This is a genomic window from Cedecea neteri NBRC 105707 = ATCC 33855 (genome assembly GCF_001571265.1).
GTDB classification, from domain to species: Bacteria; Pseudomonadota; Gammaproteobacteria; order Enterobacterales; family Enterobacteriaceae; genus Cedecea; species Cedecea neteri.
Window position 1 is genome coordinate 1 of record NZ_BCTL01000041.1, and the last position, 21,945, is coordinate 21,945.

Annotated in this window: 11 protein-coding genes; 6 read left to right on the forward strand and 5 right to left on the reverse strand. The window is 55.0% G+C overall.

All coding sequences use genetic code 11. The annotated features are described in order from the left end of the window. Together CNE01S_RS17335 and CNE01S_RS17340 are read left to right on the forward strand one after the other, a co-directional pair. Positions 1–1,169: sensor domain-containing diguanylate cyclase (locus tag CNE01S_RS17335; RefSeq protein ID WP_061277513.1), on the forward strand; the 1,169-nt coding region annotated here is incomplete at its 5' end. 27 nt (positions 1,170–1,196) lie between these two features. Then, complete coding sequence (locus CNE01S_RS17340; protein WP_061277514.1) at positions 1,197–1,961, forward strand: EAL domain-containing protein; 765 nt, start codon at positions 1,197–1,199, stop codon at positions 1,959–1,961. Between the two features lie 43 nt (positions 1,962–2,004). Here the strand turns inward: CNE01S_RS17340 and CNE01S_RS17345 are convergent, their stop codons facing one another. Continuing rightward, positions 2,005–2,301: a YciI family protein gene (locus CNE01S_RS17345; protein ID WP_061277515.1), complete on the reverse strand. Its 297-nt coding sequence runs from the start codon at positions 2,299–2,301 to the stop codon at positions 2,005–2,007. 224 nt (positions 2,302–2,525) lie between these two features. On the opposite strand from CNE01S_RS17345, the gene tonB reads away from it, so the two are divergent. From tonB to CNE01S_RS17365, 4 genes are all read left to right on the forward strand, one after another. Beyond that, positions 2,526–3,251, forward strand: a complete 726-nt coding sequence (gene tonB / locus CNE01S_RS17350; RefSeq protein ID WP_072279171.1) for a TonB system transport protein TonB — start codon at positions 2,526–2,528, stop codon at positions 3,249–3,251. 284 nt (positions 3,252–3,535) lie between these two features. Further along, the gene (locus CNE01S_RS17355; protein ID WP_061277517.1) at positions 3,536–5,197 is read left to right on the forward strand and encodes a ShlB/FhaC/HecB family hemolysin secretion/activation protein; all 1,662 of its coding nucleotides are present in this window, start codon (positions 3,536–3,538) and stop codon (positions 5,195–5,197) included. 9 nt (positions 5,198–5,206) lie between these two features. Then, complete coding sequence (locus CNE01S_RS25045; protein ID WP_061277518.1) at positions 5,207–19,057, forward strand: hemagglutinin repeat-containing protein; 13,851 nt, start codon at positions 5,207–5,209, stop codon at positions 19,055–19,057. Next, positions 19,054–19,305: a hypothetical protein gene (locus tag CNE01S_RS17365; RefSeq protein ID WP_061277519.1), complete on the forward strand. Its 252-nt coding sequence runs from the start codon at positions 19,054–19,056 to the stop codon at positions 19,303–19,305. Before CNE01S_RS25045 ends, CNE01S_RS17365 begins: the two co-directional genes overlap by 4 nt. Positions 19,306–19,354: 49 nt before the next feature. Here the strand turns inward: CNE01S_RS17365 and CNE01S_RS24610 are convergent, their stop codons facing one another. The 4 genes from CNE01S_RS24610 to CNE01S_RS17385 all read right to left on the reverse strand — a co-directional run bounded on the left by CNE01S_RS24610 (position 19,355) and on the right by CNE01S_RS17385 (position 21,863). Continuing rightward, on the reverse strand, positions 19,355–19,795 hold the full coding sequence (locus CNE01S_RS24610; RefSeq protein ID WP_072279170.1) for a SymE family type I addiction module toxin: 441 nt from the start codon (positions 19,793–19,795) through the stop codon (positions 19,355–19,357). 333 nt (positions 19,796–20,128) lie between these two features. Beyond that, positions 20,129–20,524: an acyl-CoA thioester hydrolase YciA gene (yciA, locus tag CNE01S_RS17375; protein WP_039294112.1), complete on the reverse strand. Its 396-nt coding sequence runs from the start codon at positions 20,522–20,524 to the stop codon at positions 20,129–20,131. Beyond that, positions 20,524–21,060 carry a septation protein A gene (locus CNE01S_RS17380; protein WP_039294111.1) on the reverse strand — a complete coding sequence of 179 codons (537 nt, stop codon included), beginning with the start codon at positions 21,058–21,060 and terminating at the stop codon, positions 20,524–20,526. The genes yciA and CNE01S_RS17380 overlap by 1 nt, the downstream gene beginning before the upstream one ends. Before the next feature lie 59 nt (positions 21,061–21,119). Beyond that, positions 21,120–21,863: a YciC family protein gene (locus CNE01S_RS17385; protein WP_039303684.1), complete on the reverse strand. Its 744-nt coding sequence runs from the start codon at positions 21,861–21,863 to the stop codon at positions 21,120–21,122. Positions 21,864–21,945 lie beyond the last annotated feature (82 nt).

Consider the following 21,945-nt stretch of genomic DNA (forward strand, 5'->3'; position numbering starts at 1 on the left):
GATATAACAGCATTCCTAAATCCTATATTGATGGTAATTACATTCTTGCAGGCCGCTCCTGGTACGAACGTCTCAGCGTGAAGAGCGCTTTTGTTAATTACTCTGAAATTTATGCCAATGCGGTTGATGGCTTACCCGTCGTGACGATAGCCAAACTACTGCATGACGACAAAGGTGAGCGCTACGGTGTGTTTGCCATGGATCTGAATCTGAGCAATCTGAGCCATGTGCTGCGCCAGCTGGAAAGCCCGAGTGAAGGGCACTTATCGATTGTCGATCGCAAGGGGCGAGCCATACTGGATGCCGACAGCGACACGATTGGCACTCCGGTTGTCCCTCTGGCGGCAATTCATCGCATGACTAACGGGCTTGGCTCATTTCACGATAAAGTGACCAGCAAACATTACTACTATTATTCTTTCTCTAATCCAGACTGGTTTGTCGTGTTCACTGTTAAGGACAAAGTAATAGATGAATACACATTCTATTATGTCTGGATTATTTTGATAGCCTTCGCTTCCTGCCTGACGATTTATTTGTTGTTGTGGTTGTTTATGCGTCAGTCGATTAAGGCAATGATTGTAGATATTGTTTCGATGATGCGTTTTGGCCGTATTGAACTAAAAGATGGGGTTGATAAGGGAATTTTAAGTGAGATTGGCGAAAGTAGCCGGCAAATAAAGAATGCAAAAAGTGCTTCGCTAACGGATGGCCTGACCGGACTGCTTAATCGCCGAAGCTTTGACAACGATGTTAATTATCTATTAACACGTGAGGCCCCATTCAGTCTGGGTGTTATCGATATTGATAACTTTAAAAAAATAAATGATGGTTATGGACATCTTGTCGGTGATACGGTTTTAAAAGTCATTGCCGATATGGGCATGGGGTTATTGGACGATCATGCTAAGCTCTATCGCTATGGCGGGGAAGAAATTGCATTTATTTATTTCTCCGATAACCAGGTTAAAGCCATGGACATTATGGAAAGCTGGCGTAAGCGGGTTGAAAATAAAACCTGGCGTGAGCAAGGATTGGCCGTCACCTTCAGCGGAGGTCTTTGCCCGTGGCGCGGAGAGAACTACGAAAGGCTGATTGAGAAAGCCGACAAGCTGCTCTACAAAGCAAAATCCAACGGTAAAAATAAAGTGGTTATCTCAACCAGCTAAGAAAAGCCTGCACTAAGGAGTGATTACATGGAGAAAAGCGCAGAATTCATCGTTAACCGCGTGATGAAGAATAACTTTAGCCTGGCTTTTGAATCGTTGCTGCAGCCAATTTTTGACACTTCAAGTTTTAAATGTGTCGGGACCGAAATGTTGATTCGGGGCGTGCATCGTCGGGCACTCGTTGCCCCGGACGTGTTCATTAACCGGCTGGAAGAGAATGGCGGCATTGTTTCGCTGGGCAAACACATTATCGCCACGGCTTTTAGTTACATGGCCGATGTCGTCGTGCCGCACAACAGCAGTTATTTATTGCATTTGAATCTTTCCCCTGTGCAGCTGAATGACGTCGGGTTTGCCGCACGGGTGATTGACCTTGCTGAACGGCGGGCGGTTCCCGAGCAGCGAATCGTGTTTGAGATAACGGATAACAGCATCATGTTGGATGACATCGGGCGTGAAAATGCCGCTCGCCTTCGCGAGGTGGGTTTTTTACTGGCCTGGGATGATATTCATAGCGTGGAGCAACTGCAGGACAGACTGGCGCAGGTAGAGACAAACTTTATTAAGCTTGATCGTAGCTGTTTCAAGGCGACCTGCAGCGAGGAAATGCTGCGTATTGTCCGCTGCGCTCAGGAAAGAGAAGTGGATGTTATTGCCGAAGGGGTGGAAACCTTTTCGCAAATGCAGATGCTGTTCAATAACAATGTCAGGCTGGCGCAGGGCTATCTCTTCTCGCGGCCTCTGAGTCGGGACAGCTTCCGACAAAAGCACTTACAGGCGACGGAAAACTAACTGGCTATTGAGCCTGCTAACCGCAGGCTCGCAGATCGGCAAATCAGAACACTTTCTTAAACGGTTTTACTTCAACCTTAGCGTACACGCCTGCGGCGATATACGGGTCTGCATCAGCCCAGGCCTTCGCCTCTTCCAGAGAAGCAAACTCGGCAATCACCGTTGAGCCGGTAAATCCGGCGCTGCCGGGATCGTTGCTATCAACCGCCGGCATCGGGCCTGCGGTCAGCAGGCGACCTTCGTCGCGCAACATCTGAAGACGAGCCAGGTGGGCAGGGCGAACGGACAGGCGCTTTTCCAGCGAATCAGCAATATCTTCGGCATAAATGACGTACAGCACGGGCACTCTTCCTTCTTGATGTTGGGTTGTAAACCACGTTAAGTGAACCGCGGGCAGACTGCAATTGAAAGATAAACAGGATGTTAAATCCTTGAGAAAATAGCGGGAAACTCGTGCAGACAGCAGGAAAAAGTGCGCCTTTGGACAATGCGTTGTTGAATATGATTGTTATTTGCATTTAAAATTGTCGTCTCTTGAAAGACACTGAAACCATTATGACGTCAATGACCCTGGAATTACCTCGCCGCTTTCCGTGGCCGACTCTTCTCTCCGTCGGGATTCATGGTGCCGTTGTGGCCGGGTTGCTCTACACCTCGGTACATCAGGTTATTGAGTCCCCAGCACCTTCGCAGCCGATCAGCGTCACGATGGTTGCGCCCGCTGACCTTGAGCCTCCTCAGCCCCAGGTTGTTCAGCCTCCGCCACAGCCGGTTGCGGAACCTGAACCGGAGCCAGAACCGATACCCGAGCCGCCGAAAGAGGCGCCCGTTGTGATTCACAAGCCGGAACCTAAGCCAAAACCGAAGCCAAAGCCGGTGAAAAAGGTTGAGCAGCCGAAGCGTGAAGTTAAGCCGGTTGAGCCTCGCCAGGCTTCTCCGTTTGAAAACAATGCGCCCGTGCAGCCTGCGCCAACGCCGGCAGTAAAACCGGCCCCGGCAGCGCCAGCACCGTCGGTGAATACCGGGCCGCGCGTTATCAGCCGCGACAGGCCGCAGTATCCAACGCGAGCTTTTGCATTACGTATGGACGGTAACGTTCGCGTGAAGTTTGATGTCGATGCCGATGGTCGGGTGAATAACGTCGAGATCCTCTCCGCCCAGCCGGCCAACATGTTCGAACGTGAAGTGAAGCAGGCGATGAAAAAGTGGCGCTATGAGAGCGGTAAGCCTGGTCAGGGCATTACGGTTAACATCAAATTCCGCATTAGCGGCGGCGCAAGTATGGATTAACTATCATCCGTTTTTAAAAGGCCACGTATGAGAGTACGCGGCCTTTTTTATTTTATGGCCTGATTCGCTTACCGTCCATGGTCATTATTTATTCAATTATTGTTTGCGCTGACTATTCCTGATAAAACAATATATTAGTTATTTTCCTCGCCTTATCCTAAATTAAATAATCAAACTTAATGCAAATTAACTACCAATAATAATAGGGTGTTTATTTAAGACTTTTCTTATTTATCGGTGTGCTGGCATACTGAAAAGAAATGACATAAATAGACTCTTATTTTATGCGCCATTATTATAAGGCCGCCTTTCTGTGCGCGCTGTTTTACTCTCATCTAAGCTATGCCGCGCCGCTGACGCCTGCTGACCGGGACACTATCCAGCAGCAGCAGCAGGATTTGCTATTGCAGAACCGGCAGCAGCGAGAGGAGATCCAGCGTAGCCTCCAGCCGCGACTGGCAAGCCCTGTGGTCCCATCTGACCAAGGTCCCTGCTTCACCATTCACCATATTGATATTGATAATGCCACGCTGCTTTCCGATCCGGCCCGGAACCGCTTAATTACGCCCTATATTAATCAGTGCCTCGGCATGGCGAAGATCAATACGCTGACCCGGGATATTTCTGACTGGTATATCAGCCGCGGATATATCACCAGTCGGGCATTTTTGACCGAGCAGGATCTTTCTGAGGGAACGCTGCATATTGCGGTGCTGGAAGGCAGGCTACAGGCCATTCGCATTGAAGGTGCGCCTTCACGCCAGCTAAAAATGGCGTTTCCGGGACTGGAAGGGAAAATACTTAACCTGCGCGATATTGAGCAGGGGATGGAGCAAATAAACCGGTTACGCACCACGCCGGTACAAATTGAAATCTTGCCGGGTGAAAAGGCCGGGGAATCCATTGTTAATCTCACGGCAACGCCGGAGTTTCCGCTTTCCGCAGCCGCTGGGTTTGATAACAGCGGGCAAAAAAGCACCGGCACCGGGCAGCTCACCGCCTCGCTGACCGCCAATAACCCGCTGGGGCTGGCCGATAAATGGTTTATTAGCGGTGGGCGCAGCAGCGATTTTGCCAGCGACCATGATGCGCAAAGCTTTCAGGCCGGGGTCAATGTGCCCTGGGGCTATAGCCTCGTCGATTACAGCTACAGCTGGAGCGACTATCTCACCACCCTGGACAACAAAGGCTATCAGTGGCGTTCGACCGGGCGCGCCGAAACACATCGCCTGAACCTCTCCCACGTGCTTTACCGAAACGGGGACTTAAAAACTGCCGCTTCCATCGGGCTGACTCACCGGATTAGCCGCAACTACCTGAACGATGCGCCGCTGCTCAGCAGCAGCCGGAAGCTCACCAGCCTGCAATTCGGCCTTAACCACACGCAGAAAATCGCGGGTGGCGTGGCCACGCTGAACCCGTCATTCAGCCACGGCGTACCGTGGTTTGGAGCCGAAAACGACAACGGCAAGCGGGGCGACGTGCCAAAAGCTGAATTCAAAAAATGGAGCCTGAGCGGCAGTTTCCAGCGCCCGCTGACGCAAAAAATCTGGTGGTTAACCAGCGTCTATGGGCAATGGTCGCCTGACCGGCTTTACGGCAGTGAGCGCTTAACGATTGGCGGTGAAAGCTCGGTGCGTGGTTTTAAAGAGCAATACCTCTCCGGCGACAACGGGGGCTATCTTCGCAACGAATTGAACTACGCCCTGTTCAGCCTCCCTTATCTGGGCGAAGTCAGCCTGAACGCAGCCGTGGATGGCGGCTGGCTGCGTAATGACAGCGACGATCGGCAGGCTTCCGGGACGCTTTGGGGCGCTTCAGCTGGCCTCTCCGTGGCCGGGCGCTACTACTCCAGCCAGTTCACCGTTGGCACGCCAGTTCACTATCCGGGCTATCTGGCGCCGGATCATCTCGTGATTTATTACCGCCTGGGCCTGGCGATTTAAGGTAAAAAAATGGATAAGCACCCCGTTGGATTAGCGAAGCGCCTGTTAAGTTACCTCATCATCTGCCTGATCGCCGGGCAGCCGGTCTTTCCGGCGGTGGCCGCGACCATCAACCCGGTCACGCCGGGCACGCAGATGGATCAGGCCGGAAACGGGGTGCCTGTCGTTAACATTGCAACGCCAAACCAGGCGGGGATCTCCCATAACCAGTTCCAGGACTATAACGTCGGAAAAGAAGGGCTGATTCTTAACAACGCCACCGGGCAGCTGACGCAAACTCAGCTCGGAGGGCTCATCCAGAACAACCCTAACCTCCGGGCGGGCCAGGAAGCGACCGGCATCATCAATGAAGTCGTCGGCGGCAATCGCTCACAGCTGCAGGGCTATACCGAAGTATCGGGCAAGGCGGCCAACGTGATGGTCGCTAACCCTTATGGCATTACCTGTAACGGCTGCGGATTCATCAATACCCCTAATGCCACGCTGACCACGGGCAAACCCCAGTTTGATGCGGCAGGTAATCTGCTGGCCCTGGACGTCAGCAAAGGCACCATTACGGTTGAAGGCCAGGGCCTGGACGCCAGCCAAAGCGACGCGCTATCGATTATTGCCCGGGCAACAGAAGTTAACGCCGGTATTCACGCCAAAGATCTTAAGGTGACCGTGGGCGCCAACCGCGTTTCATCCACCGGCGCAGTCACGCCGATAGCCGGAGACGGATCCGCGCCGGTGGTTGCCGTCGATACCGGTGCGCTGGGCGGCATGTATGCTAACCGTATTCACCTTATTTCCAGTGACAAAGGCGTCGGCGTCAACCTGGGGAACCTGAACGCGCGTCAGGGCGACATCACGCTGAATGCCAACGGCAAGCTGGTGGTGAATAACAGCCTGGCGAACGGCAGTCTCACGGCTCAGGCGGATAGCGTAGTACTGAGCGGCGAGCATAAAAGTGGTGGTGCGACACAGGTTAATAGCCGCTCTGACATCACCGTCGCCAACGGTAAGTTAGCCAGCGATCGGGACATAACTCTGAACGGCAGCGGGAAACTGGCGCTGAATAACAGTCAGCTCTCCGCCGGCAATGACATTGCTCTGGATGCCGGGGCTGTAAGCACGGATGTCGCCAGCGAAGCCAACGCAGGCGGCGCGATTCGGGCCAGCGCGGCGGCACGTATGGATAATGCCGGGAAGCTGACGGCTGGGCGTGACATTGCACTCTCCGCAGACCAGCTAACCAACGGCGGCCAGGTTACGGCCAACGGGAGCCTGAACGCTAAAGCTGGCAGCTTTAACAACAGCGGCAATATGCAGGCGCAGCACAATATCCAGCTCGATCTCGGCTCGTTCACGCACAGCGGCCAGATGCTGGCCGGGGCAGGATTGACGGCCGCTACCGGAGATGCGTGGGTAGACGGCATGCTTAGCAGCGGTACTGACCAGGCATGGACCAGCCGCAACGCCTTTACTATTGGCCCAAATGGCCAGCTATTGAGTACCGGTAAACTTGCGCTTCAGGCTGACAGCTTTAGCAATGCGGGGACGATTAACGGCAAGCAGGATGTAACGTTAAGCAGCAAGCAGTTTTACGGCCAGCAGGGAAGCTCGCTGGCAAGCGGGGGCAACCTTGAGTTACTGAATCAGCAGCTACAAAGCGCCGGGCAAATAACCTCGCAAAAAGATCTGATGTTCAAAGGCGAGCGATTTGAAACCCTGGCCGGCGGGCAATTGCAATCTGAAGGCAATATGCTGCTGCAGGCCAATAATAGCGTCACGCTGAGCGGTACGCAGGCCGCAAAAGGGGCGTTTACGGTTAACACCGATTCGCTGACGCACCGCGGAAATACCAAAGGCATTGCCGTTACCATTGGGGCCAAACAGCTAGACACCAGCGGAAATATTCAGGCTGACGGCGGAATGTCGCTCACCGCAGATAATATTGTGCAACAGGCCGGTGGTGCCCTGCTGGCGCAGAAAAATTTACTGCTCAATGCACGGAATTTTACCAACCGGGGCTCGCTGGACAGCGATGCCTTGACGCTGGCGATTGCAGGGAACATCGACAACCAGACCAGCGGGAAAATCACCACACGCAATGGCCTGAACAGTACCTCTGATAGCTTCAACAATGACGGTCAGATCGCGGCCTCCGCGATGGACGTAGCCGCGCAGACCGCCCTGACCAACACCGGCAGCCTGCTGGCTGAGAAAAGCCTGAATGCGACGGTGGCCCAGTTGAAAAACACCGGGCAACTTGAGGCGGCGTCCCTCGCGCTACACGGCACCACGTTAGACAATGCCGGTCTGATTCAGGGCGGGCAAAATCTCACGTTAACGGCCGCAGACCTGGGTAACCGCAGCGGCGGCAAAATCATCAGCGGCAGCGGCCTGGCGCTCAGCATCCCGCAGCTCACCAATGCCGGACTGATTTCCGTCAAGCAGGGGCTGGCCATTGAGAGCCTGATGCTGGCTAACAGCGGCAATATTGAATCTCAGGCCATGACGCTGAAAGCCGGCCAGCAGTTGAACAACCAGGCAGGTGGGGTACTGCTGGCGAAAGATGCGCTCGCGCTTTCTGCTGGCAACCTTAACAATGCCGGGAGCCTGCAGGGGAAAAACCTCGCGATCGGCGCAGATCAATGGAATAACGCCGGCCTGACCAGCGGAAGCGAGAGCTTAACGGCCAGCGTCAGTGGAGAACTGAAGAACGGCCCACAGGGGAAAATCATCGTCGGTCAGCCTGACATTCAGGAAGCGACCGCCGGCGGGCAGCTTGAACTCAACGCCGGGAGCGTGACCAACGAGGGCTGGCTGCAAAGCGGTGGCGAAATGACGGTGACCGTTCAGGCACTGGTCAACTCGGGCGTGATATCCGCAAACCAGGCCGCGGCCATTGAGGGGATGTCGCTCGGCAACCAGGGCCGCGTTGAAGCGCAGGATCTGCAGCTAAAACTGCGTGAAAAAGTAAACAACTTTGCCGGTGCCGTGCTGGTGGCAAAACGCACCCTGCACCTATCTTCACCTGAGTTAGATAATGCGGGGCAGTTGATCGCCGACAGTGCCATTCTGGATGCACAACACGTCTCTAACACGGGCTTGCTGCAAGGGGATTCCTCGCTCAACGTCACAAGCGATACGTTCAATAACGCTGAAAACGGCACCGTATTGGCCGAAAAAGTACTGACGCTTGCCGCTCGCCACATGACCAATGCAGGAGAGATTCAGGCCGACAGCGCAACGCTAAAAGCCAGCCAGATGACCAACAGCGGCAAGCTGCTTGGCTTGTCCATCCTCAATCTGACCGCGATAGATAACCTCGTTAACACCGGTAAAATCCTCGGTAAGGACAAACTCGCCCTGACCAGTGGCAGCCTCGAAAACCAGGGCACGCTGGCGGCGGCCGATCTCAGCGTCGAAACCCAGCGTAACGCCAATAGCGGCCTGTTACAGGGCGAAAAATCGCTGCGTCTTGGCGCCACGGTGCTGAATAACCTCGCTCAGGGGAAAATCATCAGCGGCAGCGGGTTGTCGCTGTCTATTCCTGACCTGAACAACGCCGGGCTGATTTCGGTCGAACAAGGGCTGGCAATTGACGGGGTTAACCTCACCAATAGCGGGAATATTGAGGCCGGCGACCTGAACCTGGGGCTGACGCAAGGGCTGGATAACCAAGCCGGCGGGGTGCTCCTCGCCGACAACACGCTCTCGGTGACAACGCCCAAAGGCCGTAACGCCGGAAAACTGATTGCCAATAATACCACCCTGACGGTTGACGACCTGACCAATAACGGATTGCTGCAGGGTAATCAGACGATTAGCGCTCGGGGCAATAAACTGGCTAACGGTGGCACCGGCCAGCTATTAAGTGACGGAAATATTGACGTTAATGCTGCGCGTCTGGATAACGCCGGACGCATGCAGGGCAGAAATATCACGCTCAGCGGCGGGCAAAACGGCGGTGAAAATACAGGGCAGATCCTTGGCCGCGACGCGCTGAATATTTTATTCGGCGGGGCGTTCAACAACGGCGGCCGGCTGATCGGCCAGAATTATCTCGGCCTGACGACCGGTCCGCTCAGCAATACCGGCATTATCGCGGCCTCTACCCTAAGCATTGATGCCGGGTCAGCCCAGGCAAACAACAGTGGCCTGATTCAGGCCGACGGCAAACTCAAGTTAACCGCTGCTGCGTTGCGAAACGATAAAGGTGCCACGGTGGCCGGTGGGGATGACGTCACCCTGACGCTGCCTGAGCTAAACAATGCGGGCAGTATTTCTGCCGGAAAACACCTTCAGCTCGACGGGGGAAGTTTAGATAACCTCGGTGCCATCGACGCACAAAGCGTGGACCTGACTCTGACCGGGCAGCTAAACAATCTGGCCGGGGCCTCTCTGGTGGCGGGCAACCAGCTGGCAATGACCGCCAGCGGCTGGACTAACGCCGGACAGATTATCGGTGACAACGTCACGCTTTCTGCTCAGCAAGGGCAAAACGATGGACTGCTGCAGGGCGACAGCGGCCTGAAGCTCAACGTCGCACAGTTTGGCAACGGCGCGGCAGGCAAAGTGCTGACCGGAGGCTGGCTTGATCTTCGCGGCGGCCAGGTGAATAACAAAGGGTTGCTTCAGGGGCAAACCCTGACGCTGCAAGGCGGCGATCTGAGCAACGCCGGAGCGCTGACCGGCAAAGACAGGCTGTCGATTAGCACCGATAAATCGGTCACTAACGACGGGCAGGTTCTGAGTCAGGGGGACCTGCAGCTTGCAACCGGCCAGCTTGATAATAATGGCGTGCTGGCCGCAACAAAAGTCGGTGTTCAGGCCGACACGCTTAACAACACGGGAACGCTGCAGAGCAACAGCGGCCTGGATCTCCAGAGCGCCACCGTGACAAACAGCGGCACGCTGCTGGCGAAGCAGGGGCTGAATATTATCGGCACCAGCCTCGACAATAGCGGCATTGTTCAGGGGGACGCTCTCTCTATTGCTTTGCAAAACGGCGTCACCAACCAGGCTCCAGGGAAACTGCTGGCGACCGGCACGTTTGATTTTAAAGGTGATTCACTCACCAACAGCGGCACGGTGGCTGCGGATAACGCGCGTCTGGCGGTAAACATTTTCAATAACGGCGGGCTGGTGCAGGGCAATAATGGCCTGTCGCTCTCCGGTGCAGGGGCAAGCCGCCCTCAACTGATGCTGCTGAGAAGTTTTGCCGCTGCTCAGCCTCCGGTCGTTCGCGTCCTGAATAACCTGAGCGGCGGGAAGCTGTTAAGCGGCGGCCAACTGGACATTGCAGCTAATGATGTGAGCAACGCTGGCACCGTTCAGGCTCGCGAAAATCTGACCTTCACCGCGGGAAGCCTGAACAATCAGGGCACGCTTTCGGCGGGCAATTTAGCGCTGGATATCGCCGGGCAGTTGAATAACCAAAGCGGCGGCAAATTACTGGCGGCCGATACGCTGCAAGCCCAGAGCGAAACCCTGGCGAACAGCGGCGTGATTGCCGCCGATAAGCTCGACCTCAGCAGCAACCGCATTGATAACCAGGGCGTGCTCCAGGGAGACAATGCGCTGGCGCTGAATACTCCGCAGTTCAACAATCTTGCCGACGGACAGATTGTTAGCGGCAGCTCGTTTAGCCTGACCATCCCACAGATGGTCAATCTGGGCCTGATCTCCGTGAAGGAGGCACTCACGCTTTCAGGCGCGAGCCTGGATAACCAGGGCATGCTGCAGGGCGGCAGCCTGGCGCTGAACTTTACCGACAGCATCCTCAACCGTAACGCGGCCAAACTTCTTGCAGAGAAAGGTGTGTCTCTGCAAACGGCCAACCTTAACAACCAGGGCACGCTGGCGGGTGACACCGTTGAGATGACGACCAATACCCTGAATAACGCTGGCTTGCTGCAGGGCAATAAGGCGCTGAAGCTGGCCTCGGATACGCCATCCACGCTGACGGTCACGAACCAGAAAGACGGGAGAATGCTGACCGGCGGGGCGCTGGCGCTTAACTTGTCGAAGCTCGCCAATCAGGGAACCCTGCTGGCGCAGCAGGTAATGACTGTCCGTGCTGATACTGTAGACAACCAGGGCACGCTGCAGGGACAAGATCTGGCGGTTAACGCTTCCGCGCTGAATAACCTCGCCGGCGGAAAAATGCTCACGGGCGGGCAACTGGCGCTGGAGGGGGAACAGATTAGCAATGCCGGCGTTATTCAGGGGCAGAACCTGGGCGTGAAGGCGACTAACTGGAACAATAGCGGCAGCGCGCTCGGCATCAACGGGCTGACGGCCCAGATTGATAACCAACTGACCAACGGCGGGCGTTTACTCAGCCAGGGGCTGAGCCAGATAACCGCCGGGACGTTGAACAACACCGGCGCGTTGTTGAGCGAGGGGGATTTAACGCTCAGCGGCGGCGCACTGCTGAACAGCGGCAATATTCAGGGCAACAACCTCACGGCCAGCAATGGGGCGATAGACAACGCCGGATCGGTGATTGGCCTGAAATCGCTGACATTGCAGCCTCAGCAGGACATTAACAACCGGCTGGGCGGCGCCATGCAAACTCAAGGCGCTATGCTGGTGGCCGGGCAAAACGTGACCAATGGCGGCCTGTGGCAGGCGCAGTACCTGAAGCTGAACGCTCAGCAATTGCAAAATAGTGGCACGCTGCAAAGTACCGGCAACCTCGATCTGGCGCTGGCGTCCGGCCTGACGAATACCGGTGCCATAACGGCCAATAACGCGGCCACCGTCGCGGCTCCGGGGATAACAAACCAGGGGCAGATACAGGCCAAAAACCTTACTCTCAGCGGCAGCTCGCTCAATAACAGCGGCAATATCAGCGGCGTTGAAGGCCTGGGTATCTCGCTGGGCGGCAATCTGGATGTGCAAAGTGGCGCCAAACTGCTGACCAATGGCTTACTGACCGTCGGGGCCAATATCATCACCAACCTGGGCCACGTTCAGGGCAACGCGGTCACGCTCAACGCCGCCGCACTGAACAACCAGGGGCACGTAGAAGCGAATTCTGCCCTCACCGGTACGCTGAGCGGCAGTCTGGATAATGGACCAAACGCGGTCCTGCTGAGCCAGGGCAGCCTGGATCTTGGGGCGCAGCAGCTAACCAACACCGGCACCGTTCAGGGGAACGGCAATACCCGGATTGATCTGCGTGAGCGCGGCAACAACCAGGGCCAGCTTCTGAGCGGCGGCATGCTGACGCTCAATGCACCAGGGTTTACCAACGGCGGCTGGGTCCAGGGCTTTGCGCTGGCGCTTAATGCGGGCTCCCTCAGCAACGGCGGGACGGTGCTGGCCCAGCAGCAGGGGACGATCGGCGGCAGTTATATCCTGAATAACGGCATGTTACAGGGGGGCAATTTAACCGTTAACCCAGGGCAACTGGATAACAACGGCACCGTGTATGCGACGCAGAACCTGGGCATCACGGCCAGCCAGGTTAACAGCGCTGCCGGGGCGCGGCTGCTTAGCCAGGGCAACATGGGGATCAACGCCGGGAACACCAGCCTGCAGGGGCAGGTGGCGGCGCTAGGCAACCTGTCGCTTAACAGCCAGGGCAGCTACAACCAGCTGACCACGCTAGCGGCTGGCAATACGCTGGCGGTCAGCAGCCAGGGCGATATTAACGTCAATGGCCTGCTGCAGGGCCAGGGCGTGCAGCTCTCTGCCGCAGGCACGTTGAACAATAACGGGCAGGTGCGTGCCGGCTACGGCGAAAGCCACCTCAATGCCGGGCAGCTTAATCTGAACGGCGCGGGCAGCGTGCAGGCGGGTGGGACGCTGCGCCTGACCAGTCAGAACGGCATAAACAATGCGGGCTTCGTCGGCACCGCCGGTGATTTGATTGCCAGCGCAGGCGGGGCCCTGCTCAATAGCGCCCTGCTGTATGCGGGCAATAATATGAGCCTGTTTGCCAACAGTATTCGCAACTATCGCGGCGATATTCTGGCGGGCAACAGCCTATGGATGCAGCGCGATGCGGCGGGCAACGCCAACGCGGAAGTGGTGAATACCTCGGGAAGTATTGAGACGCAGAATGGCGATATTTCTATTCGCACCGGACATTTATTGAATGAGCGGGATGGGTTTACCTATTCCGAAAGCGTGCAGAATTATCCGGGGAGCGGTGAGTCTTATATTTACATTCGTGCTGGGGATATCGATCCTCGAAAATTAGCTTATTACTATGGTGAAAAATGTACCGGAGGTAGTGAGAAAAACTCCGGTAAAACCTGCGTAGATACATTTTCTTTAAAATTAATGTCTCCAGATCAAATTAAAAAATTGATAAGTGAGAAAACGGTAACGGCCACAGCGCAAGGGAATGCCGCACGAATGTCATCCGGCAATAATTTTTATTTGTCGGCCAATCAATTAGAAAATAATGCAAGTAATATTCTGGCCAGAAATAATATCCAACTCACTGGAGAAACGCTGAGTAATAAGTCTGCTATATCAGGTAAAACGTCAGTTTATCAGGTTTACAGCACGCCAGTTGATCCGCTCTGTCAACAATTTCCTGACAGGTGTAATAATGGATGGAATAGCATTCCTGCCGATGGAAGTATAGAGAGTGTAAAACGTGGTCTCCGAGGGGATTCTGCAGACACAATTTTCAAATACGCACTTCAGCCAGGCGTGATCACTGAAACGTCCGGCGGGGATGTCACCTATCGCGCCGTCATCCAGGCCGGTGGTGCAGTCGTCGCCAACTTTAGCAACAACATCAGTAATACGTCTGTCTCAGCTAATACGCCGGGGTATACTCCAGGTCGCAGTGCACCGGGGCTTAATATAGCCGGTGGTCCTGGTGTAAGTGGCGGCGCGCAGGCCACCGATCTAAAGACGGGCACCAATAATAGTGTGACCGCGCCGCAGGCAACGATCAATTTGCCGGGAAGCGGAATCGGCAGCATCGAAAACCCAATCGGAAGCGGCGGACTAGCCGCCGTGGATAGCCGACCGCAGATTGGTGCGGACTATGGTCAGGCCGGCGGTAAGATCGCGGATATAAATCTAAGTCAGCAGGGCGGGCCTGATATTGATTTAGCGGGCAACGCGACAGGCCTGACAGATTCGAAGGTGAATGGCGGCAATCTCACTCCTGTTAACGGTGAGGCCGTAGAGCTGACCAAACAGCCCTCGGGCGAGCCATCTAGCCATAAAAATGATGATATTGCCGCCGCTGCCGCTCAGGTGATAGCGCAATCCAGCGGAGGTAAAACGCCGCCACCGCCGGGATATGATTATCGTCCTATTGCGCTGACGGATATTTCGGCGATTACCGCAAAACTGACGGCCAGCGGGTCGCCAGTTAAGCTCAGTGATTATCCGCTGCCTGCCAGCGATAACGGCTATTTTGTCGCGAATAAAGATCCGAAAAGTCCTTATCTGATCGTCACCAACCCCAAACTGGACGGTCTTGGTAAGCTGGATAACAGCCTGTTCAACGATATCTACAAGCTTGCCGGGATGGCCGGGCCAAACGCGCCACAGGAAACGCGCACCACTTATACCGATTCAAATAAATTTCTGGGCTCGGATTATTTCCTCGCTCGCCTGAACCTGCGCCCGGACTATGACCATCGCTTCCTCGGGGATGCGGCTTTTGATACCCGCTATGTCAGCAATCAGATCCTGAATCAGACCGGGAACCGCTACGTGAACGGCGTCGGCTCCGATCTGGAGCAGATGCAGTACCTGATCGACCATGCTGCTCAGGCTCGTGACAAACTGGGTCTGCAACTGGGTGTCAGCCTGTCCGCTGACCAGGTCGCGGCGCTGGATTCCAGCATCCTGTGGTGGGAAAACGCTGTAATCGACGGGCAGAATGTCCTCGTGCCTAAACTGTATATCTCACCGAAGGACGTTGCGGTGAATAACGGCAGCGTGATCGCCGGGAATCAGACGATCCTCAACGCCGGAAATATCACCAACGACGGCAGCACGCTACAGGGCAAAACGCTGTTGAGTGCCAGCAGCCAGAACGCCATCAGCAATATTAACGGTGGCGAGATTAACTCGGGCGGTAGCCTGCAGCTCAGCGCGCTGGGTGATATCAACAATATTGGTTCCACCATCGCCGGGCAGAAGGTCAGCCTTGAGAGCGTGGATGGCAACATCATTAACCAGACGCTGACCCACCAATGGGATACGGGAGGTAAGTCAAGCGGGCGCAATAACCCGGTTCTGGCTTTCTCGAATACGGAAGTGGGTCCACTTGCATCCATTACGGCCACTGATGGCCTGAGCCTAAGCGCGGGCAAAGACATCCTCAATACCGGCGCGAACCTCGGCGCAGGTGGCGATATGTTGCTGAAGGCGCTGGATAACATTTCTCTTACGGGCAACCAGCTTGATGAACGCAAGCAGGTCGGTAGTTATTTTGAACAAAACAGCGCGTACAAAGGAAGTTCAATCACCAGCGGGGGAACGCTTAGTCTGCAGGCTGGCCGAGATATTGCTGTTAAAGCTAGCAGTCTGTACGCAGAAGACAATGTGGGGCTGCAGGCCGGGCGGGACGTTAACTTAGAGGCGGTGGAATCTACCCACAGCGATAAGTACACCGCGAAGAAAAAGGTCGAGATCAACGAGTCCGTGCGCCAGCAAGGCACTGAGATCGCCAGCGGCGGGAACACCACCATCATTGCCGGGCGTGATGTTAACACCCAGGCCGCGCAGGTGACGGCTCACGGGGATATCGGGGTAGGTGCAGGACGGGACATCAACCTCGCCACGGCCACCGACAGCGACTATCACTACGACGAAGAAACCAAAACCAAAAAAGGGTTCCTGAGCAGCAAAACGACTCACACCATCAACGAAACCAGCTCGACTCGCGAAGCCGGCACGCTGCTGAGCGGCGACAACGTGACGCTGAAAGCCGGTAACGATCTGCTGGTGAAAGGCTCGTCCGTGGTAGGCGACGGCAATGTGGCGCTGAACGCGGGTAATAACGTCGATATCGTGGCCGCGACGGACACGGACACCGCCTGGCACTTTAAGGAGACCAAAAAGAGCGGCCTGATGGGCACCGGCGGCATCGGCTTTACCATCGGCAGTAGCAAAAGCACCCACGATCTGCGTGAGCAAGGCACCACCCAAAGCCAGAGCATCAGTACCGTGGGGTCAACCGGCGGCAACGTCAGCGTGAACGCCGGGGGAGTGGCGCACATCGGCGGTGCCGATCTGGTCGCAGGCAAGGATCTGTCGGTCGCTGGCGATAGCGTTCTCATTGAGCCGGGGCACGATAAGCGTACCCGGGATGAGAAATTTGAGCAGAAGAGCACCGGGCTGACCGTGGCGCTTTCCGGGGCGGTAGGCGACGCGATCAACAGCGCGGTGACCATTGCGCAAACGACGAAAAATGAAAGCGACGGCAGGCTGGCCGCACTGCAGGCAACGAAAACGGCGCTGGCCGGTGGGCAGGCGTATCTGAACTCTCAGCAGGCTACTGCTTCAGCTGATCCAAACAATGGCGTAGGCGTCAGCATCTCGCTCACGACACAGAAATCCAAATCCGAACAGCATATGGAGTCGGATAAGGTTAACGGCTCGAGCCTGACGGCAGGTAATAACCTGAATATTTCGGCGACTGGAAAAGGAAACAGCGCTGAAAGCGGTAATATCCTGATTGGCGGCAGCCAGCTCAAAGCGGGGGGAGACACTTCTCTGGCGGCGAGCAACGACATTGTGCTGAGTGGGGCGGCCAATACGCAGCTAACGACGGGGAAAAACAGCAGCAGTGGCGGTGGTGTAGGCGTCAGCTTCGGTGTGGGCAATGGTTCGGCGGGGTTCAGCGTCTTTGCCAACGTCAACGCCGCCAACGGTAAGGACAAAGGAAACGGCACCAGCTGGACGGAAACCACGCTCGACAGCGGCGGCACGGTGTCCCTCACCAGCGGCCGCGATGCCATCCTGAACGGGGCCCAGGTTAACGGCGATAAAGTTATCGCCGACATTGGCCGGGACCTGCTGATCAGCAGCCAACAGGACTCGAATAACTACGACAGCAAGCAAACCAGTGTGGCTGCGGGTGGAAGCTACACCTTCGGAGGCGGTGGTGGTTCCGGCTATATCAGCCTCAGCCAGGACAAGATGAAAAGCACCTACGATTCGGTGCAGGAACAAAGCGGTATTTTTGCCGGAAACGGTGGCTTTGACATTACCGTGGGCAACCATACTCAGTTGAACGGGGCAGTGATCGCCAGCCGGGCCGGGGCGGATAAAAACAGCCTCGATACCGGGACGCTGGGCTTCTCTGACATCGGCAACAAAGCCGACTATAAAGTCAGCCACAGCGGCATCAGCCTGTCCGGTGGCACGAAACCATCCGCCGGATCAATGCTGGCCGCTAACGGCCTGGCGAACGTCGGCACGCTGCTGGCCGGGATGAACGGGAAAGGCCACGCCGAAGGCACCACGCAATCCGCCGTGGCGGAGGGTAATATCACAATTCGTGACAGGGCGAATCAGCAGCAGGACGTTGCTGCGCTGAGTCGCGACACCGAACATGCCAACGGCAGTATCGGGCAGATCTTTAACAAAGAGGAAGAGCAAAAACGCCTGCAGACGGCGCAGCTGGTGGGTGAGATCGGCGGCCAGATGACCAATATGGTGTCAACCTATGGCGACACAAAGGCGCTGGAGGCAGCGCGTGCGGAAGGCGGTAAATACGCCAATATGAGCGCTGAAGCGCTGCGCAATACGGAGGCCTACCAGAAAGCGTTTGGTGATTACGGCGTCGGCGGTAAATACCAGATGGTGGCGCAGTCGGTGAGCGGCATTCTGGCAGGCGCCGCCGGGGGTGATTTCAATAAAGCTCTGGCGGGCGGCCTGAACCCGGTGATGGCGCAGGTTATTAAGGGCGCCACTACCAAGGGTGACGAAGTCAATGAACCTGCCAACCTGATGGCGCACGCGGTCTGGGGCGCTCTGGCGGCGCAGCTCTCAGGCGGCAATGCGGCAGCGGGCGCGGCGGGGGCATTCAGCGGTGAGCTGGCGGCGAGACAAATCGCAGCAGAGATGTTCCCGGATACAAAACTTGGGGATTTGAATCAGGACCAAAAACAGCTCGTTAGTCTGCTCGGCACCATGGCGGCAGGGATCGCCGGTGGCGTGGTGGGGAATAGCATCGCATCAGCGACCACGGGCGCTCAGGCTGGGAAGAATGCGGTTGAGAATAATGGGCTGAGTGGTGGCTGGAACAATATACTGCCATCAGGGGCAATAGATTACGGCCAGTCGGTAGAGTCTTACGCGCAATATGCACAGGATAAAAATCTGCCGCCAGAACAGGTACAGGCCGACCTGGCGCGGATGGTGAAAGGCGATTTGCCAGAAAGCGCCAATATCACCAAAGTTATCGTCAATGGATATAAAGATGGTGTGCTGATCGCGGGAGCCGCTTATTTAGGGCCAGCGGCATCGGTGGGTAAAGCTGTTGGGGGGGCCGTCATCGCAGAAATTGCTAACGGTACTTATCAGTGGTTCGATCTCACCAGGCCGGGTAATGAAAGTAAGAGCTGGGATTATAAAGGAAGTGTTTCAGCAGGTATTACGGGGATGCTGGCACCGGGACGCGGACTTTGGCAGAACGTTGGTATGGCCGCAGCTGGTAGTGTGTTTAGCGATGGGGCTGATATTGCAGCTATTGGTAGTAGCGCTTTTGGCGCATGGGCTGGCGGGAAGTTCGGGCAATATGCGCCAGGGATTGTAAATTCTGTGATAGGAAAAGAATTGCCCGGATTTATTTATGATGTTGGCGGCGCTTTTGCCTCAGAAGCAGCATCAGATGGTGGAAAAACTATTACCCAAAAACTGGAGGTGGCAAAATGATAAAGACTGCCCTCAAATATATAGTGCTTTGGAGCTATTTTACTGCCGGTTTTTTCTTGTTAGGTGTTGTTATAAAAGTTGTTCTTGGTGTTTTTTATATGAACGCTTTTTATTTACCATGCGATGAGGTAGTGAGGAATTTTTTTAAAAGTATGATTGCTGCTTCAGCCATAACATTAGCAGCAATAATCTTTAATCTGATTGATAAATTGAAAGGCCGAAAACCCTCTTCATCAGATTCTAATTAAACCTAACAGAAATCCCAACCTCATGCGGTTGGGATATTCACGTTAAAGCTCAGTCCTTACCCCGCTTCAGGCAGTCATAGCGGGGCGATTCCCGCCTGATAACCGGGATATCGCCGGTATCGTTCAACGCCCCAGGGAAGCTTTTTATCCACTGCTGCATCTTCTTCTTGTTGAAATGTGTGACGCTTAACCCCTCAGCACAGCCCCAAAGTTCGCGGCTGTTCTGCGCGGTGATTACAATGCAGTCTGGCATTACCCGAATTTTTATCGGCATCCCCGGTGTAAACCCGGCCTGTGAAATCCATGCGCCCTGAAGCGGCAGATAGTCGTACCGTACCCGGTCGTAAAACTCAGTGCGGGAAGGTGGGGCTGCTGGCAAGCACTTATCTGATTTATTGCGTACCGAATCGCAGTATTCAGCGTTATTTTCTGATGCGTTTGATTTTGTTTTGGAAATAGTGACTTCTGGCTTAAAATTCTTCGCAGCCATGTTCAACTCCTTTTCAGTTGTATGTGGTCAGCGACATAGAGGTGGTGGTACACCTTTATGTCGCGCTACTTAATCATTAATTTCTTATGTCGTGCTTCTCTTCTGTAAGCCATTCGCTTCAACACCTGGGTATTATATCATGCTGTACAAAAACACAGAGCCTGATTCACAGGCTATATCCAATCTTGCGAGGTATCTTCTAAAAATAATACGGTGGGATGTAACGTTGCATTGTTGATAACGATTACGCTTATTTCATCTCTCAGGAATATTATTGCTGCGTATTAAAATGTGGCAAGAAAAAACCCGGCATTGCCGGGCTTCTCTTAATCACTAATCAATCTGAGGTATCGCGCGAGGCTTGCCTTCTTTATCCACGGCGACATAGATAAATATCGCCTCGGTGGCCTTGTAGCGCTGGCCGATAGGCTCGGAAGAAACCTTTTTCACCCAGACTTCCACATTGATAGTGATGGAGGTTGTCCCGCGCTTAACGCAGCGGGCGTAGCAGCACACCACATCGCCTACTGCCACCGGCTTCAGGAAGGTCATGCCGTCCACGCGCACGGTCACCACGCGGCCATGCGCGATTTCTTTGGCCTGAATGGCGCCGCCCATGTCCATCTGCGACATCAGCCAGCCGCCAAAAATATCGCCGTTGGCGTTGGTGTCCGCTGGCATAGCCAGGGTGCGCAGCACTAATTCACCTTGCGGTAATTCGTTCGGCATTACTGCTCTTCCTTTGGCATATGACGGTAGATGTAGACGCCGCTCAGCAGGGTAAAGACCAGGGTGATGGCGGTCAGCCCGAAGACTTTAAAGTTAATCCAGATGCTTTCCGGGAGCCAGAACGCCACATAAATATTCAATAAACCACAGGCGATAAAGAACAGCGCCCAGGCGATATTCAGGCGCGTCCACACTTCGGTTGGCAACGTGATCTCTTTACCCAGCATGCTTTGAATCAGCAGCTTGTTCATGCCGAACTGCATCACCAGCAGGGCGGCGGCAAACAGGCCGTAAATCAGCGTGACTTTCCACTTAATGAATTCGGCATTGTGGAAGTAAATCGTCAGGCCGCCAAACACGGCAACCATCACAAAGGTCACCAATGTGGTTTTTTCCAGCTTACGGTACTTAACCCAGCTGTAAACCAGCGCGAGGGCGGTGGCGATGATCAGCGCCCAGGTGCCGACAAAAATGTCGTACATCTTGTAGAAGGCAAAAAAGACAATCAGGGGCAGGAAGTCGAGAAACTGCTTCATAATCTGTTCCGTAAAGAGGTGACTCCTGACTATAACGTGCGGTCAGGAGTCGGGGAAGGTTATTGACGTATCAACATGTACAGGCGGAATAAGTAGATAAGCAGCACGGCAGAAATCAGGTTGCTTATGGTATTCGCTATCACGGCTCCGGCTTCCGGCGACAGCGCGGCAAAGCTGGATGCCAGCAGCAGTAACGCCGTTTTAGCCGCCAGCCAGGCGACAACCGCAGGGGCGACAAGGCGCATGTTCGCCCACACCAGGCGCAGGCTGCTGCGCATAGAGCGGAAGATCCCGGTTTTATCCTGCACCAGCATCACCGGCGCAAGCGACAGCAGAATAGCCAGCAGCACGCCGGGAACAACCACAAGCATAATGCCGATTTGCACCAGCAGCGTGGTCAGGAAGATAAGAATGAACATTTTTGGCAGCACGGGGGCAGAGGCACCTATCGCGCGCAGGGCGCTAACGCGCTGGCCTGCAGAAACGATTTGCATCAGCACCATCATGCTGGCCGCCAGAATAGCGTTGCCAATCAGGCCCGAAAACGTCGAGGCCGCAGACGCTTTCAGTAACACTTGCTGCTGTTCCAGCGACATATTCTGCACTAAATCAAACAGCCCAACGCTGCCCGCCAGGTTATCTCCCTCACTTAAAATCGCCATTTGTTCTTCGCTGGGCGAGAATGCGCGGCCAATAATCACCGAAATTAAGGCGCAAAGTAACGCAATCAGCAATATGGTAACAAACTGATTACGAAGAAAATTCCCCGTGTCACGGTATACGGAACCTGCCGTGATAGACATGCACTCTCCTTGGTGTTGCTAACGGTTATCAATCTGCGGGCAATTGTACCCTGGATGTAGGCACCGTGGCACCACAAAGACT